Source organism: Rhodococcus sp. 14-2483-1-2, from assembly GCF_002259405.1.
Classification (GTDB): domain Bacteria; phylum Actinomycetota; class Actinomycetes; order Mycobacteriales; family Mycobacteriaceae; genus Rhodococcoides.
The window spans coordinates 170,246-187,600 of sequence record NZ_NPFW01000023.1; the positions used below are offsets into that span (position 1 = coordinate 170,246).

Sequence of the window (17,355 nt, forward strand, 5' to 3'; positions counted from 1 at the left end):
GTTCGCGTTCGCACGGGTGGCCCGTGGAGCTATAGACCAAAACCTTCTGGTGCAGCCAACGCACAAACTCGGGTACGGTTCTCGGCAACGCGCGCTGGTGACCACTTGATAGTCTGGTCGCGAGAGAAGCTCTGATACCGACTGTGCGCCAGGTGGCCAACGGTTAAAGGATGGTCGACGTCCTTGAGCAACTCGACCTAGTGAAGGACTAGAAGTGGCCCGTCTTCGACCAGCATCCATCCATTGCCACCGGCGCGGCCACCCAAGCGTCTACCGATCGAGTGAGTGCTGCGCTCTCCGACAACAGTGTCCGCGTCCGCAGCACAGTGCACTGCTGCAGACCTGGCCGACGTCTCAGCGGTGTACACACCTCCTGTTCTCCGGTTCTACTTTCAACCGATAGGCACGCATAGCCCAAGACCCTCGTCGCCGAACCACCAGCCGAAGACCACCGTATGGCCGCGTCACGTCCACGCGTACTGGCTGCTCTCGACAATCCTTGACGCGAGGGTGAGGACATGATCGCGGAATTCGACTTGGATTCGGTGGGACCGTTTGTGGCACTGCCCGGCCCCGGAGTTGTTGAGTCCGGGGACATATGAGACAGGAGATGTCCACGGACATGTGACACACGGGCTGTGGTGATGCTGCGGGGCACTGTGACCGGCTATGGAGTAATCCATGGCCAGATCGGATGCCCGGATGAACCTGCTCGACGCCACCTTGACCGCATGGATCATCGAGGGAGCTGACGTCTTCGACGCCCGAGGCCTGTCAGGCTTCTGCGTCGATCACGGGCTCTCCCGCAGTACCGCCAACCGTCACGCCGTCCGGATTCGAGAACGGGGCCGGTGGGCGCTCGACTCCCGCCGGCCCCGTTCGAGCCTGGCACGCACCCCCGACACCGTCGAGGCCCACATCATCGCGCTACGGAGGAAACTGGGCCGCGACAACGGTGCCGACAACATCGGCTACGAGCTGACAAAGTTTGCCGCCGAACATGATTGGTCAGTCAAAGGCTGGAAGATCCCGGCCAGATCGACCATCAACAACATCCTCACCCGACACGGTCTGGTCATTCCGGAGCCGAAGAAGCGACCGAAGTCGTCCTACCGGCGATTCCAATACGCCCGACCCCGCGACTGCTATCAGATCGACGCCACCGAAGTCGTGCTCGCCGGCGGCGGCAAAGCCACTGTCTTCGAGGTTCTCGACGACTGCACCCGCACCCTCGTCGCGACGTACGTCTGCCACGCCGAGACCACCGCCGGTGCCATCGCCGCCATAGGTAAAGCGTTCGCCGACTATGGTGTTCCCGCAATCGTGTTGTCCGACAACGAAATGGCGTTCTCCGCAATGGCATCGAAGGGCCGCTCGAAGTTCGGCGCTTTCGTGATCTCGTCCGGTGCCCGGCTCATTCACTCGAGCCCGTACCACCCACAGACCAACGGCAAAGTCGAACGCCACCACCGCACCTTCAAAGAGTGGCTCACCGACCAACCCACCCGGCCGGGCACCACCGCTCAACTACAGACATCGTGCAACCGATACCAGAAGTTCTACAACACCGACCGCCGCCACAGTGCCGTGAACATGCCCCCTGAACAGGCCTGGAACCGAGCTGAAACGCTCGGCGGCCCGCAGCACCTACCCGCCCAGATCGATGCCTCCGTCGGCACCCACTTAGTCTCCGACTCCGGCGTGATCGCCGTCGGCGACCACAAGATCTCCGTCGGACGACCCCACGCCTACACCCGCGTGACCGTCCTACGCGACGGAAACCACATCACCGCCTACAAGGCCAGCGGAGAAGTCCTCGGCCACCTGCACCTGAACATCGACAAGCTCTACCAAGGACAACTCCACCGCCCCGCAGCCTAAAATCGTGTCCCACATGTATCAAGACAGCACACCCGGCCCCGGAGTCCTTACGACCAACTAGGCGAGACCTAAGGTGGGACGCGGTTCACGTCCTTCCGGGCGACCTGTCAGGTGTTCTAGTATCCATATTCTGGGTCAGGACGGGCGTCCATGGATCACCTGCGTGCGAGCGTGGGTTTCGTCGTCAGCCCAGTTCGACCCGATGTCGACGTACAAGGACGGCTCAACATAGCCGTGGACATCTCCTGGTTTGGGAGTGTCCGATTAACGGTGGATCCGACCTCGGCGTCGGTTAGTTACCGTTCGGGGTGATACGTCCTTCGAAGGTGATCGCGAACGCATTGAGCGCCGGCTTCCACCTGATTGCCCATCGTGCCTTACCTTTCCCCGTGGGGTCCAGTGCCCGCGTGGCGAGATACAGCCACTCGAGAGCCGCCTGCTCTGTCGGGAAGTGCCCACGAGCGCGCACGGCACGCCTGTAGCGGGCGTTGACGGACTCGATCGCGTTCGTCGATCAGATCACCCGCCTGATCTCGACGTCGTAGTCCAGGAACGGCACGAACTCGCTCCACGCGGTGTTCCACATCTTGATGATCGCCGGATACTGCTGACCCCACTTCGTCGTGAACTCCGTGAACCGTTCCCTCGCAGCAGACTCCGACGGAGCGCTGTAGACCGGACGCATATCGCGCAACATCTCATCCCAGTACTTCCGGGAAGCGAACCGAAAGGTGTTGCGTATTAGATGAATAATGCATGTCTGGACCACCGCCAACTCCCAGACAGTGTTGATCGCCTCCGGCAGACCCTTTTAGTCCATCGCAGACCACGATGCAGACATCGCCGACACCGCGGTTCTTGATTTCCGTGAGCACCGCACCCTCTCCGCCGTCGCCCGGCCCAGATCCGAGAATGTCGCGTTCACCATTGACGGTGACACCGATCGCGACATACATCGGCCGGTGCGCGGGCCTGTCCGTCCCGGACTTTCACGTGCACCGCGTCGATGAACATCACCGGGTACACCCGCCCGAGTGGCCGGTTCTGCCACTCGGTCATCTCCCCAACAACTTGTCGGTGATACGGGAGATGGTGTCCTCTCGATACTGTCACCCCTGGGGGCACCTCCCGCTTGCGGGGGAAGATACCGGCGAAGTGCGCGGACACTTCGCCGGTCGTCAAACCCTTTGCCGTCAAGGACAATACGATTTCGTCGATACCTGTCAGGCGTCGTTGCCGCTTTTTGACTATCTGCGGCGCGAACGAGGAGTCGGTGTCGCGAGGAACGTCGATCTCCACCGGCCCGATCGCGGTGAGCACCGCCTTCGAGCGGGTGCCGTTTCAGGAGTTGCCGCTGCCTCGGCCTGCGGCATCGTGCTTGTCGTAGCCGAGGTGCTCGGTCATCTCCGCGTCCAACGCGGCCTCGAGGACATTCTTGGTGGGCTGATTGAGCAGCCCGTTCGGGCCCATCAACTCGATTCCTTGTTCCTTGGCCTGAGCCAGGAGCTGCTCGGCCAATTGCTTCTGATCCACCGCATCCGCCATGGGATCCAGTGTTTCGGTCATCATCGATCCTCCCCGCCAAGCACAGCTCGGCGTGTCGAACCAAGGACCAGATCCACCGTTATTCAGACAGTCCCCCTGGTTTGCCCGTCCTGGTCGAGTCGCTTTTGCCCATGCCACTGATGCGGCGTCGCAGCCGTACATGCACTTCCGCGACCATGGCAGTAGACGATTGCTTTGGACGGTAAGCCCCGAGCAAGCCGCGCAGTCGACTGCTGAAACCGACACTTGGGCTGTGAGATTCGGGGTACGACCGCACTATGCCGGATGCGCAGTGCTCGGGAGCCCGTCGCACCGGTGTAGAACACCAGCCTGTACGTGCTCGAGGCCTCGTTGTCCAAACGATGACGATGCGGGCGGTGGGCTAATTCACGTTGGGGAAGAAGGGGTCGACAGGGATGCACGGCACGGGTGTCGTGTGGGTGGGGTCGAGGGCATTGAGGACGTGGTACCAGACGCGCCGACTGAAGAGCGTGGAGAGATGTTCGGAGCGGTCCAGCTCGCAGTCTTGTTGCAGGAGAATGTTCCTCACGTCGGGTCCGTCTAGATATTGCTGGGTGAAAGGGGTGACGATCTCGTCGTATTTCGTGATGAGTGTGGTGTAGGTGGGGCCGGGTCTGGTGTCGCCGTGGGCGTAGGTTTCTTGGACGAGATCTGATCCGATGGCTTGCTGGGTGAAGGCCGGAGCCAAGGCGGCGAGAGTGTCATAGATCGCTCGCCCTACAGGCGGGATCAGGCTGCGCCCGTACACGACTTCGCTTGCGGTGGTGCCATGATGGCTCGGTGAGATACCTACGAATTTGTCGACTTTGTCGGCACCGTCAAGGACGTTGATGTAATAGCTGGGTAGTAGTCCGCCGCCCTGCGAATGACCGACCAGGTCCACCTTGTGCGCTCCGGTCGAGGCGAGGACACGAGCCACTGTCGCGGACAGTGTTCGTGCGGACGATCGGATGTCGTCGGTGGCTTGAATCGGTGATGTCGAAGCCCAGGCTGGGTTCCCATAATTGAAGGTGAACACGCAGTAGCCGTTGTTCGCCAGGAACGGGGCACCGGTCTGCCAAGCGATGGCCTGGGTGGTGGCCGTGGGGTTGATCAGAACCACCGGGTTGGGGTGCTCGGGGCTGGGCGTGCACTGCGGATCGTTCGCGCCCGGCGGCGCAACGTTCGGAAACAGCGCTGCCGGAACAGCGTTCAGGTCGAACGGGACCGGTAGCGGGCCCTCGACAGGTTCTGCGTCAGCGATGCCCGTAACGGCAAGGATAGCGGCAATAGTTACTGTGATCGTCGCTGCTGCTCGGGTGAGTGTTCTCGGCACAAGGTGCTCGCTTTCTCGATGTGATGTCCCGTATGGACATTGCCGGGTAGGCGTCGTGGGTACGTTCACCGGGTGGTTGCGTATCGCAGGAGTCGCCGATACAAGGTGGGATCAAGGTCGAGTGCGCTCTGACGAGTCAGTGCGCTTTGCAGTCGTGCCCGGTATTGGTCCACGCTGAGTCCAAAGCACACCAGGATTTCAGAGGCATCGGCACCGCCGTAGGGCTCCCACTTGCGGGCGAACTCCAGAACAATCTGGTCTTCTGTATGTCGTTGCATCGTCAGGTCGGCCTCTGTTCGTGAGATGTGGAGTTGTGTTGCGGTCCGGTTGTTTTGGAGGCATACATGAGCAGATCGGCACGCGCGACCAGATCGGCATCAGCCTCTCCCGAGTGTCGGGTGACGGTCCCGACGCTCACCGACAGTGGCAGCAGATGCCCGTGCCACGGCACCGGTTCGCGGCACGGGATCGGTGAGCTCGAACGTCGTCTGGGTGAATGCCGCGACCTCGACCTTCGAGAGCGCGAACGACACACTCTGCCCGGGCTTGAGTGCGTTCTTGAGGACGGGTGAAATTCTGCTCGCCGGGTAATGAGCAGATACCGAGCGAACCTCTCACTTCCGCTGTCACGCAACCCCAGGAGAATACGTTTACGCTGCTGAACAGTGCTTTCCAGGTGGTTTACGACCCGCCCGACGAGGTCACGACTCGTAGCCACCACGTAGATGTGATGTACCTCACAAGTACGTTGATTCGGCCCCCGAACCCGTAGAGCGCCAAGGTTCGCGGCTTTACAGCTCGTCCCACCCTCCGATGGCCGCTGAAGCCGACTCCACTCGAGCACCGATCTCGCGACTGGCGGCTGGTTCCACGGCGCGCGGCCGGACGCTGCCGACCGCACTTGCCGTACGGGAGTCAAGCCGGGCGGGGAGCCTACTTCACGGGGAGCAAACGTACCGGGACCGGCCACTGAAGGCGTCGCTAGCGGGAGGATGTGACCGTCAATGCCGCTAACACCGACGCAGTGAGGACCGTGAGTGCGATCATCGCCGCCGCGACATCGGGTGTCGGGGATTTGCTCAACACGATTGCGGCCGATACCAATGCCGTGACCGCTGCCACCGCGGTCACCACTGCGATGGTCTCGCGGGGATCGAGCCACCCACGACGAACGAGAACCCGCTCTCGCACACTCGACGGCAATCGATGCCTTTCACCCGGAGCGAATATCGCGCCAAACCACCGTACCGAATCACGTCCGAGGCTGCAGTGAACCAACTTGGTAGCGATTTCGGTCCGTCGCGGTAATATTCGAGGTCCCGTGCGCCGAGAATGACGGTGTGGCCCTGATCGATCAGTCGTCGGGCCGTTTCGTAGCCAAGGCCCTTGCCATGAGGATGGCTCCGGGATCGGCGGTGATGCGTTTCTCGATCTGCCGGGACCGCGGTACCGACGAGATGTTGTTCGTCGACCCCAACACGCCTTCGCGTAACTCACCGAACCAGACTTCTCGCAACGTAGTTCGCAAATCTGCGCGGTCTGCGAAATTCTCGGATCCCGTGGTTACCACCGCCGGTCGCCAACTGCCGGGCCACGCGGTCACCCCCCCCCCCCCGGCTACAGCGCGGAGTTCTGACGGGCGCGCCGTAGTTCGATGAATCAGGCAGAGCTGGTGAATGCCTTCACTTCGGTCGAGATCACCGGAGGCGACCAGCCACGTCAGAGCAACGCGACGAGTCGAGGACGTGGCACCCAGATTCGAGACCATATCGGCCACCGACCCCGTGACGGATGGACACCGAGCAAGACATTCGAGATCGCAGACCGCGCCGTCAACCGACGGATCCGCACCGAGTACTCACCCACCGACCGATCCCAACTGCGCGCCCCGCCCACATCGAGGTTCGGACTAGGACGACTCCGGTCGGGGCACGTCGTACTGCGTCACTTCAGGATCGGGCAGGAGCCGGGCGATCAATGATCGCCCGGCAGCTGCGACAAGATCCCTGTGATGGGTCAGCGCGTACTCGAAATGCCCGGGCATGCGGTGTAATTCGCGCACTATCAAAGCCGTTGCCTGTTCGGTGCCGATGATGACCAACGACCACTCGGCGGGGCCGTCGCTGCTGCGTTCCGGCACCGCCGAGCGCAGGCCCGGAATGGTCGCTGCGGCCGTGGTCCCCAGCACTGCAACGAACGGATGCACGGCGGCCATCGCCGTGAACCGTGCAGCAGCTTCTGAAGTGAAGAATTCGTCGCTGTGAAAATCGGCCAACACCGTCACCGGATTCGCCGACTCGATCGCAGCCGACTCCAGCATCAGAGCCAATGCGGTGACCACTCCACGATGAACCGTGCGAGGCCGAAGAACATCTCCCAGGAGCACCGACGGACGCTCAGGCACGATCGCATCGACGAGAAATGGTATCGGGCAGGGCACCCTCGACTTCAGTTCTGATCGTGGCCGAGCTCGTCCGGTGGCCGCCTACAATCGAACTGCGGCTCGTCGCATGCTCGACCGTAGGCAGTGCAGCAGGTCGCCCACAGTGCCAGCCTTGCCCCAGAGCCGCGCCAAAGGACAATGCGCGATGCACATGGTCGGTGCTCTCGATGCCCTCGGCGAGAATCACGGCTCCGGAGTGTTCAGCATGCGCCACACTGCAGCGAGTGTTCTGGCCGCGTCTCGGGTGAGATCATCTTGAACGAGCGCAGCATCGAGTTTGATGACGTCGGGGTAGACGAACGGGAGCAGCGCGACGGTGTTCGGGTTCGCCCCGACATCGTCGAGCGCAATACCGCAACCATGCCTGCGGGCCCAGGACACCGTCGCCAACAGCGCAGCGGGGTTCTCGAGCAGCGCTCGTTCGGTTATCTCGATCACCACACGCAGTTCGGTCGACGCGCGGTGCAGGATACTGGTGATCAGTGGAGGTGGCGGCCAGCCGAGGCTCACACTGGCAGGTTCGACGTTGACAAACAACGTCGCCTGGGTCCCCAGTGCTGCGTCGAGAGCCCCCATGAGTGCCGCGCTGCGGCATGCCCATTCGACTTCCATCAACGTCCCCATTGACTTCGCGGCGGCGAACACTGCTCCCACGTCGACGCCCAACGCTGCCAGCCACCGCGCGAGCGCCTCGAACCCTACGGCAAATCCTGTGGCGAGTTCCACGATCGGCTGATACACCGCCTCGACAGCGTCCACGTCACGTAGCGCCGCATCCACCAACGCGACCAACGAGCCCTTGCCACTCATTACGCCACCCTATCCACCTCACACCGAAATGCCCGATTGGTCCAAATCGAGGGTCTCTGAGGCGTCGATGACCCGGCGACGACACTTCCGGACCTCCGCTCCCCTTCACCGGCCATCGGGTGCACGTGGACCTAACGCCTCACAACCTCTGCCAACCGGCTGCAAGCGAAGCCCCGCATCGAACAGAGTCGAGCCTCGGAGCCAACGGTTCCCCGATCCGTCGTGCAGGGAGTCCTCGCGGAACACCCCATCCAGTTGTGCTGCAGTTTGCCAGGGTACGTCCAGCATTCTCGGAGCGTTTGCGGAGGATTCCTGGATAAGGTACCCAGCATGACGATCGACAACTTCGCCACCAAGTCCCCCAGCAGACGTGATCGCACGCGGACCGCAATCGTGTCCGCACTGCTGGCAGGCGGCCTGGTTCTGAGCGGATGCACAAGCGCGGCAACCCCATCGAGCTCGACGGCGACCACGTCGGCGCTGACCACCTCGAGCACTGCGTCGGCATCGACCGCCGATGCGACCACTACCGCTCAGACGATCTCCGATTCAGCGCAGGCCGCCGCCGCCTTCCTCGCGACTCTGTCGGACGAGCAACGCGAACAGCTCACCTACGCCTACGACGACGAAACCAAGACCACGTCGTGGTCGAACTTCCCAGTGACCTTCGTCGACCGGGCCGGGTTGAATCTCGCAGACCTGACCGAAGAACAACAGACTGCCGCTCTAGCGGTGCTCAGCGCCCTGCTCAGCGACGAAGGCTACGAAACCGTCACCGGCATCATGGGCGGCGATGAGTACCTGCACGAGAACAGCAGTTCGACCGAAGAGTCGTTGGGGCAGTACTACATTGCCTTCTTCGGCGACCCCTCCGATACGACCGCATGGGAGATCCAGTTCGGTGGACACCACCTCGGAATCAACGCGACCCTCGACGGCTCACAGGACGCGATCACGTTCGCCCCGACACACCTCGGTATTCAACCCGCCGCCTACACCGGCTCCGACGGCAACGAAGTGCAACCCTTCGACGGCATCTACACATCGGCATTTGCGTTCTACGACAGCCTGACCGACGAACAAAAGGCAACGCTGTACCAGGGAGAAACAGTGGCGAACATGGTGTGCGCTCCTGGTTCGACCTGCGACTTTCCCACAGGTAACGGCATTTCCGGAGCCGACCTCACCGACGAACAGAAACAACTCCTCCTCGACGTGATCGCGAACTGGGCAGGATTGGCGGACGAGCAGACAACTTCCGACGCACTGGCGAAGATCGAGGCGACCCTCGACTCCACTTACGTCAACTGGTCCGGCGCAACCACGTACGACATGACCCAGGGCGACGGAATCTACTTCCAGATCTCCGGACCGAACGCGTACGTCGAGTTCGCAGCACAACAGGGATCCGCCGGTGCCGACGTCGAAGGGGTCACGACCTCCGGATGGGGACACGTGCACACCATCTACCGCGACCCGACGAACGACTACGCCGGGAGTGCAACCCAACAAGCAGCCACCGGCGGCATGGGCGGCGCGGCCCCGAGCGGATCAGACGGACCCGGCGCTACCGAGACACCCTCCAGCACCACCCCCGCCGGTAGCTGACTATCAACAACCTTCCAACCCCGAAACGGAGCCCGCCCTGCCCGCCGTCACACCCGGCCGGGCACGGCAGCCATCAGTAACCGCGCCGAGGTCGTGCGACTATTGACGCCGAACGCTGCCACCTCACGCTGTCACCTCACTCAGTAAACGAAGTCCTGGCTCCGGCTTCGGCTTCGTCGTCGACAACATGCATGTCCACTTCCGGAGCATGCAATGGGCGACTATTTGCCACTACTCGAATTACCGACACCGTGACAGATCAATCAATCGATTTAAACGACCACGGTGTCGACCGGTGGAGTGTCCGTCGAACCCACCAAGCCTGCACCGTCGTTGTCGAGTCTTGACAGCTGCGAGGTCCGAACCGGAGGCCGCAACCCCCTACGGAGTGCAGCGAGCGCTTCGGACCGGCCACGTTTGCTGGTCTCGGCTGTTGTGATCATGGCTGATCCGTGGAATGTCCCCGGGAAGGAATGCAACTCGACGCTGACGCCCGCCCGGAGCAAGCGAAGCGCGTAGTCGATGCCCTCGTCACGAAGCGGATCCAGCTCCATCGTGCAGACGTACGTCGGAGGTAAACCGGATAGGTCACCCGCGCGAGCAGGAGCCGCATAGATCGACACGTTCGCATCACCGGGGCCCTCATAGTCCCTTCCCAGGAAGCACTGCCATGACAATATTGCATTGGGTCGGTGCCACATCGGTGTATCTACGAAGTTGGTCATCGAGGTGGTAATCAGCCGGTCGTCGAGTGCGGGAATATCCAGAAATTGAAAGGCAACGGGGATCTTGGCCTCGTCACGAGCCTTGAGGACTGTCCCGGCCGCGAGACACCCTCCCGCACTTTGCCCGCCAACTGCGATGCAGCCTGGATCGATACCCAGTTCGTCTGCATGAGTATGAACGTAGGTGAGCGCCGCGACGCAGTCATTCAACGGGCCTGGGAACGGAGTTTCTGGCGCGAGCCTGTACTCCACGCTCGCAACCGAACAACCGAGTTCCCGCACGACGTCCAAGCAGAACGGATCGCTGGATTCGGCAGAGCCGGCCGCGAATCCGCCTCCATGGATCCAGAGTAGACACGGTAGAGGCCCCCCGGCATTTTCAGGTGTGAAGAATCTGAAGGTCACGTCCGGGTCGCCGTCGACTCCCGGCGCAGCCACGACCCGCAGATCCACACCGTCGTACGGTAGGTCGGTCAAGATTGCGCCGAGCATTTCCTCGAAAAGAGCTCGAGTAGCTGCGATATCGCCGAAATCAACCTTTGGGAGCATCGCTGTCGCGGTTGCCAATTCGGGGTCGAGAGTGGGGAATGTGGTCATGAGGTCCATTCTGACTAAGCCTTGCCCTGCGTGACCGGTTGCGTCGAGGGCCACTGTGTATATGTGTCCGACGATTTCTCTAACACACGAAAATGAACATGCGGCCCGGTAGGTCGGCCGGCTCCAGGTAGACCTGGTGGCCGTGGGTGAGTCGGTCCGGTAGGGACCCGAATTCTCTAAGGGCCCGTACGTTGCCGAGGTCTCCTCATAGGGACGCGCGGACGGTCACTCGGATCGAATCTTGAATCGTCGAATCTTTCCCACGCTGGTGCGGGGAAGCTCATCGATGATGTGCCAGTCGCGGGGACGTTCTTTGGGAGAGAGAGCGCGCTCGGCCCACGAGGCCAACGCTGTGATGTTCGGAGGGTTGGCCGGGTCGTTCGGGACTACGTATGCAACGGGGACATGATCGCGGATGGGATCCTCCATGCTCACCACAGCTGCTTCGAGCACGCCGGGAGCTTGCGCAACGGCGGCCTCGACCTCGGTCAGGCTTACGTTTTCACCGGCCACCTTGATGACGTCATCAATCCGACCCACGAACCGCAACGCGCCCAATTCCGTTTTGACCGCCAAATCGCCGGTGCGGAACCAGGTTCGGTCGCCGTCGGCGAAGAACGATCCGGCTGTCACGGAGGGCTCATCGAGATACTCGCTGAACAGATCCTCACCACGGCTGCCGGCGACCACGATCATTCCGACCTCGCCGTCGCCTACATCGGCGTCGGTGACGGGATCGACGAGGCGAACCGCACGACCGTGGACCGGCCGTCCGATGACGTCGTGCGTCGGGAGTGCGTTGTCATCTGCCGTGACGACCGCGACAGTCTCGGTCATACCGTACAGTTGACGTGGTCGGCACTGCACCAGATCGGTGAACCGAGAGTAGTGGTCTTCGCCCAGGCTTTGCGCGAACCAGACGAGCTCGAGTCGATGCGCCACTGCACCTTCCGGGGTTCGAGCCAGAATCATCCGCATCGGCGCGGCGAAGAGCGAGGCATGTGTGGCGTCCAGGACGCGCGCCTGTTCGAGCCATCTGCTTGCAGAAAATTTGGACGTCAGGGCAACGCTCGCTCCGACCGCGATCGCGGATGCGAAACCGTAGAACTGAGCGTTCGCATGAAACAAGGGTAAAACGATCAGCCAACGATGCTCAGAACGCAAGCTGGCGGCCGCAGCCATCGCGCCGGCGACATGTGAGTAGTTGTGCTGAGTGAGAACGACACCTTTGGGTTCGGACGTTGTTCCTGAGGTGAACATGACAGCCAGACGATCGCTGGGCATCACGTGAGAGTCGAAATATGCGACCCTAGCTCCATCGAGGAGTGCGTTGCCGTTAGCCACGCCGGCGATGTTTTCCTCGACTTCGATGACCATGATGTCGAATTTCGATGCCGCGCTCAGGTAGACCGCGTTGCGAGATCGCGCGCAGATCCCCACCGTTGGGTGGGTACGTTCGAGCTGACGGGAGATATCGCGTTCTGTCGATGCCGGATCGACCGGTACGAACCAAGCTCCCAGCTTGCTGGCTGCAAGCCAGATGGCGACGAATGCGGGACTGTTACGCAGACATACGTGTACAACACCGCCGTGGCGAACTCCGTTGGCATACAGACGGTTCGCGAAGCGGTCGACGATGGTGTCGAATTCTGCATAGGTCCACTGCCCTTGCGTTCCATCGTCTTCCTGGAAGAGCAAGAACGTGTTCTCGGGATGCGCGCCTACTGACTGTTCCCACCGACGCAAGAAGGTATCAAAGCTACCCGGCTGCGCTGTAGTCACGACGTCGCCCCGACCGAGTCGGCGACCGTCGGTCCGCTGGAAGTGATCGAAACCTGACTCGCAGCTGCAAACGACGAAAGTCCGGCATCCACTGGCAATACAACGCCGGTGATCCACCTGGCGGTGGATCCAGCAAGGAACAGCACGGCTTCGGCGACATCCCAGGCAGTGCCTTCTGTTCCCAACAGATTAGACGATGCGCGAAGTTTGCGGAGACGATCGTCGATGCCCTTGACTGCGACCATGGGTGTATAGACGAGTCCTGGCGCGACTGCGTTGACACGTATGCCGTCGGCTCCGTGCTGGCTGGCCATAGCGTGCGTCAGGCTCACCACGGCACCCTTGGTGGTCGAGTAGGCAATTGCCGCGTGTCCGCCGCGAATACCGGCGATGGACGACATGTTCACTATCGCCCCGCCTCCGGATGCCTTCATTTTGGGTATCGCGTATCGCGACATGAGGACCATCGAGGTGACATTGATGTCCAGGCATCGATGCCAAGCATCCATGTCGACGTCGATTACTGTTCCCGCTGGTCCGGCAACCCCGACATTGTTAACGAGGATGTCCAGCCGGCCCCACCGGTCGTAGGTCTCCTCGACTGCGCGCGATGTGGACACCGGATCGGTGACATCGCACCGAAGAACCTCACATCGCCCACCCCGTTCCTCGATCATCGCCTTGGTCTCCAAGCTGGAGTCGGTGACATCGAGCAAAGCGACCATTGCACCCTCGTCGGCGAGCCGGATGGCACTTGCGCGACCATTGCCGATCCCGTGCCCGGCCGACCCGGCTCCCGTCACGATCGCTACTGATTCGTCGAGCTTACCCATGTGGTCTCCTGTAGAAATCTACGAACCGGTGCCGAATATGTCCCGCTAACCGATTGAACGAATCACAGCCACTGCTGGACTGCGGTGTGACTCAGCGCACTGCGAATGCTTCGAGTGTGCACTTAGCGCTGATGCACCGCAATGTCGAATATCGCACCCCTAATGTGCAAGCATGCACATATGACACCCAGGAGAAGGCTCAATCCTGATGACCTGTTGGTGCTTCTGGAAGTGGGACGCAGCGGTCGGTTTACCCGCGCTGCAGAGGTGCTGGGCCTAGCTCACACGACCGTCTCGCGGCGCATCGCAGCCCTGGAACGCGATGTAGGCGGCCGTCTGCTGTCTCGGGTGGCAGGCGGGTGGGAGCTGACCTCCCTCGGTGAGCAGGCATTGAGCACGGCGTCGAAGATCGACTCGATGCTCCGCGAGCTGTCTCCTGACAATTCGGCAGGTCCACCGGTCATGGAAGACGTGGTGCGGGTGTCCTGTCCGGATGGCTTCAGCGTGTACGTCGCGGCGCCCGCTGCGGCCCGTCTGCATCGGCGGCACCCAGGTGTGTCGGTAGAGATCGTGTCCTTGACGCGACGCGCGGTGCAGCATCGTTCTGGCGTCGACGTCGAAATCGTTGTCGGCAAGCCTCGCGTCAAGGCCGATTCGACGTACCTGGCCTCGTACTCGCTAGGCCTCTATGGGGCGCGTTTCTACCTGGACGACCATGAACCCATCGTGACTGTTGCTCAGACATCCGATCACAGCCTTGTGTACTTCATCGATTCCATGTTGCAGGTCGATTACGTCGACCTTGGCCGACAGACGCTGCCTCCCACTCGTGACGCTGTGACGTCGACCAACGTCTTGGCGCACGTCGAAGCAACCCGATCGGGCGCTGGCTTGGGCTTGCTACCCACCTTTATCGCGGACCGACACGACGATTTGGTCCGCGTACTGGCAGCGGAAGTATCGCCGTCGTTCGAGTATTGGATGGTCACGCGGGTGGAAACTGTGCGGTGGGCAGCCGTCGCGGCGTTCATCTCCGAGATGAGGGCCACCATATCGGCTATGAAGGACTTGCAATCATGACCGGACTTTGCGAGACGTCCGCAACATCATTGCCGGCTGATAGGGCGCGACCGATGCCAGGCATCTGACGTCCTCGTCGACCATCGAGACAGGTAAATCATCAACCCGGCTGTGAGGATTCCGATGTATGCAGATGGGGCACGGTTGCAGTGGCTGGTCGAGAGACTCGACCGCGTCGACGACCAACTGGAACCGACGGTGGCCGAAGTGCGCCGCGAGGTTCCGGTGTACGACTCAGTTCCACGCGATTCGCTGGCAGAGAGTGTTGAGAGAAATCTGCACCTGGCTGCTCGGGTCCTCCGCGAGGGTCGCGTACCCCCTGCTCGAGACGTGTGGGAGGCGGAGGTGTCCACACGTGAACGGCTCCGGCAAGGGGTCAGAATCGACGAGATCATGGGTGCGTTCCGTGTTCAGATGGCTCGCATTCAACGCAGAGTTGTCGAGCTCGCACCTGAATGCGATATCACTCCTGCCGAGGCGCTGGCGCTGTCGTCGTTGTTGTGGGAGCTGGGCGACGCGTTCTCTACCAAGGCCGCCACGGTCTATCGGGATCACGACATCACGGTCGCCGTCGCCGAACAGCAAGCCAGGACGGAGTGGGTGCTCGGAGTGCTCCGCGGGACGCTGTCTACGGCCGACACTCATCGGGGTGTCCAGCGGTACCGCGTCCCGGCGGATGCGCCGTTGTACGCAGTGTGTGCATCCCCCCTGCACGACGGGCGTTTCGATCAGGTCTTCCGCGGCTTGAACTCGGTTGGGACGGGATTTGCCCTGGTTGTTCCGTCGGAAGGCCGATGCGTGGGCATCGTCTCTCAGCTGCCTCCCGACAGTGCCGGAGTTGTGGCGATCGGTTCGCTCAGCGTTCTCGAGGAGATGACTTCCTCGTTCGACCTCGCCACTCGTGTGTTCGCGGCAGCGCAGCGATTAGGCCTACCTGGTGTTTTCTCCCTCGAAAAGCTGACCTGGCGGGTAGCGATACCGCAACAGCCCGAGCTCTCGGCATTTCTACGCGAGAAGTACCTCGGGCCGCTGGAAAGCGAGCGTGGCTTCGGAGCCCTGGTCGTCGAAGCGCTGAGGGCGTATTTACTACAAGGGCGAAGTATCCCGAAGGCCGCGGCGAGCATCCCGGTGCACGTCAATACCCTCCGGTATCGGCTGGCCAGGTTCGAAATGCTCACCGGTTGCTCGCTCGACGACTCAGACGCTGTGGTGGAGTTGTCCTGGATGCTCTTCGATTATGACTCCCGCTAACAGTTAGTAGATATTTACCACACGGGAAGCTGAGCGTTAGCTGCGGAGACATGGATAAGTGACCGCGTTCGCCGCAGGATGATTGTGACGGACTCACCGTTTCGCGCATGTAGAGGCCGGCACCACAACGCCGCCGTGGAGGCCCCACACAATGACCCAAAACGCTACAGAAACTTCGTCCGGACAGGATCAACGTTCCGTCCGCCGCCGACAGCTCTCGGCGGCGTTCGTCGGCAACGTTGTCGAGTGGTTCGACTGGTACGTCTACTCAATCCTTGCCGTGTACTTCTCGACCCAGTTCTTTCCGAAAACAACCGGATCCAGCCTGGTTCCGCTCTTGGCGACGCTCGCCATCTTCGCGGCCGGTTTCTTCGCCCGCCCACTCGGTGGTCTACTCTTCGGCGCGCTCGCCGACCGATTCGGCCGCAAGCGCGTATTGAGCGCGACGATCGTCGGAATGGGAGCGGGCAGCCTGATGATCGGGCTGGCACCGACGTACGCTCAAGCCGGCCTGCTCGCCCCCGCCATCCTGTTGCTCGCTCGAATCGTCCAAGGGCTCTCGGCCGGTGGAGAATACGCGGCAGGATCCGCCTTTCTCGTCGAGGCCGCACCGGATCGTCGTCGCGGCCTGTACTCCAGTTTCTTTTACGTCAGCGCTACGACAGCAAATCTAGCCGCGATCGGGCTCAGCGCTCTGCTCAGTAACGTGCTCAGCGATGAGAGCATGAGCAGCTGGGGTTGGCGCATACCGTTCCTCGTGGGTTCGGTCGGGGCCGTGGTGGGGCTCTGGGTGCGCAAGCATGCAGAAGAGACTCTGACCGATGCATCCACCGAAAAGCGCCGTCGCAGAGGTTACTTCGACTTCCTGCGACAACATCCTCGCGAATCCTTCCTGGTATTCGGGCTCACGGCAGGACCAGTGTTGGTCTTCTACACCTTCACCTCCTACCTCCCCACGTACGCAAACATCACTGTCGGCTTCGACCTGAAGTACGGGCTCGTCACGGGTGCCGTTGCGCTGGCGTGGTTCCTGGCCCTCCAGCCGATCTTTGGAATGTTGTCCGACCGGATCGGGCGCAAACCGATGCTGTTCGCGTTCGGCGTCTTCTTCATCGTCGGCACGGTGCCGCTGCTAGGAAGCTTGCGGTCCTCCTTCGTCAGTGTCCTTCTCGTCCAGATGCTGGGGCTGACGTTCATCGCGTGCTGGTCGTCCATTTCCAGCGCCGTAGTGGCCGAATTGTTCCCCGCTCATATTCGCGGCTCGGGCATCGGTTTCCCGTACGCCCTTGCCGTTGCGGTGTTCGGCGGAACCGGGCCGTACATAGCCACGTGGCTCGTCGGACAGGATCAGACCCAGATGTTCGGTTGGTACATCAGCGTGGTGGTTCTGTTCAGCACCGTGGCGTTCTTCTTTCTTCCAGAGACAGCGCGCTCACCACTTCGATGACGTTGAAAGCAGGGTAT

General features: G+C 61.7%; 13 protein-coding genes and 1 pseudogene. 5 read left to right on the plus strand and 9 right to left on the minus strand.

Annotated elements, in window-relative coordinates; translation table 11 throughout:
* Window positions 1–681: 681 nt before the first annotated feature.
* Window positions 682–1,881: a DDE-type integrase/transposase/recombinase gene (locus CH295_RS26165; protein ID WP_252342199.1), complete on the plus strand. Its 1,200-nt coding sequence runs from the start codon at window positions 682–684 to the stop codon at window positions 1,879–1,881.
* A gap of 292 nt (window positions 1,882–2,173) precedes the next feature.
* On the opposite strand, the pseudogene CH295_RS26170 reads toward CH295_RS26165, so the two are convergent.
* The 6 genes and pseudogenes from CH295_RS26170 to CH295_RS26200 form a co-directional block, all read right to left on the minus strand.
* Window positions 2,174–3,447, minus strand: a pseudogene (locus CH295_RS26170) (IS256 family transposase).
* 361 nt (window positions 3,448–3,808) lie between these two features.
* Window positions 3,809–4,762 (minus strand): esterase/lipase family protein, encoded by a 954-nt coding sequence (locus CH295_RS26175; protein ID WP_094742371.1) that lies wholly within the window; start codon window positions 4,760–4,762, stop codon window positions 3,809–3,811.
* 65 nt (window positions 4,763–4,827) lie between these two features.
* A complete protein-coding gene (locus tag CH295_RS28550; protein WP_094742372.1) occupies window positions 4,828–5,040 on the minus strand; it encodes a DUF3263 domain-containing protein in 213 nt (70 codons plus the stop codon).
* Between the two features lie 703 nt (window positions 5,041–5,743).
* The gene (locus tag CH295_RS26185; RefSeq protein WP_141217092.1) at window positions 5,744–5,965 is read right to left on the minus strand and encodes a hypothetical protein; all 222 of its coding nucleotides are present in this window, start codon (window positions 5,963–5,965) and stop codon (window positions 5,744–5,746) included.
* 706 nt (window positions 5,966–6,671) lie between these two features.
* On the minus strand, window positions 6,672–7,166 hold the full coding sequence (locus CH295_RS26195) for a DICT sensory domain-containing protein (RefSeq protein ID WP_141217093.1): 495 nt from the start codon (window positions 7,164–7,166) through the stop codon (window positions 6,672–6,674).
* A 222-nt stretch (window positions 7,167–7,388) separates the two neighbouring features.
* Window positions 7,389–8,015: an EAL domain-containing protein gene (locus CH295_RS26200; RefSeq protein WP_094742376.1), complete on the minus strand. Its 627-nt coding sequence runs from the start codon at window positions 8,013–8,015 to the stop codon at window positions 7,389–7,391.
* 330 nt (window positions 8,016–8,345) lie between these two features.
* Between CH295_RS26200 and CH295_RS26205 the strand changes: the two genes are divergently transcribed.
* Entirely contained in the window at window positions 8,346–9,623 is a 1,278-nt protein-coding gene (locus tag CH295_RS26205; RefSeq protein WP_094742377.1) for a DUF3500 domain-containing protein, read from the plus strand.
* 272 nt (window positions 9,624–9,895) lie between these two features.
* Here CH295_RS26205 and CH295_RS26210 read toward each other — a convergent pair whose 3' ends face one another.
* The 3 genes from CH295_RS26210 to CH295_RS26220 all read right to left on the minus strand — a co-directional run bounded on the left by CH295_RS26210 (window position 9,896) and on the right by CH295_RS26220 (window position 13,560).
* Window positions 9,896–10,999, minus strand: a complete 1,104-nt coding sequence (locus tag CH295_RS26210; protein ID WP_252342200.1) for an alpha/beta hydrolase — start codon at window positions 10,997–10,999, stop codon at window positions 9,896–9,898.
* A gap of 171 nt (window positions 11,000–11,170) precedes the next feature.
* Entirely contained in the window at window positions 11,171–12,727 is a 1,557-nt protein-coding gene (locus CH295_RS26215) for a class I adenylate-forming enzyme family protein (protein WP_252342201.1), read from the minus strand.
* Complete coding sequence (locus CH295_RS26220) at window positions 12,724–13,560, minus strand: SDR family NAD(P)-dependent oxidoreductase (RefSeq protein ID WP_094742379.1); 837 nt, start codon at window positions 13,558–13,560, stop codon at window positions 12,724–12,726. The genes CH295_RS26215 and CH295_RS26220 overlap by 4 nt, the downstream gene beginning before the upstream one ends.
* A 180-nt stretch (window positions 13,561–13,740) precedes the next feature.
* Between CH295_RS26220 and CH295_RS26225 the strand changes: the two genes are divergently transcribed.
* The 3 genes from CH295_RS26225 to CH295_RS26235 all read left to right on the plus strand — a co-directional run bounded on the left by CH295_RS26225 (window position 13,741) and on the right by CH295_RS26235 (window position 17,338).
* Window positions 13,741–14,640, plus strand: a complete 900-nt coding sequence (locus tag CH295_RS26225; RefSeq protein WP_252342202.1) for a LysR family transcriptional regulator — start codon at window positions 13,741–13,743, stop codon at window positions 14,638–14,640.
* 123 nt (window positions 14,641–14,763) lie between these two features.
* The gene (locus CH295_RS26230; protein WP_141217095.1) at window positions 14,764–15,891 is read left to right on the plus strand and encodes a PucR family transcriptional regulator; all 1,128 of its coding nucleotides are present in this window, start codon (window positions 14,764–14,766) and stop codon (window positions 15,889–15,891) included.
* Window positions 15,892–16,042: 151 nt separating this feature from the next.
* Window positions 16,043–17,338 (plus strand): MFS transporter, encoded by a 1,296-nt coding sequence (locus CH295_RS26235; RefSeq protein ID WP_094742382.1) that lies wholly within the window; start codon window positions 16,043–16,045, stop codon window positions 17,336–17,338.
* Window positions 17,339–17,355 lie beyond the last annotated feature (17 nt).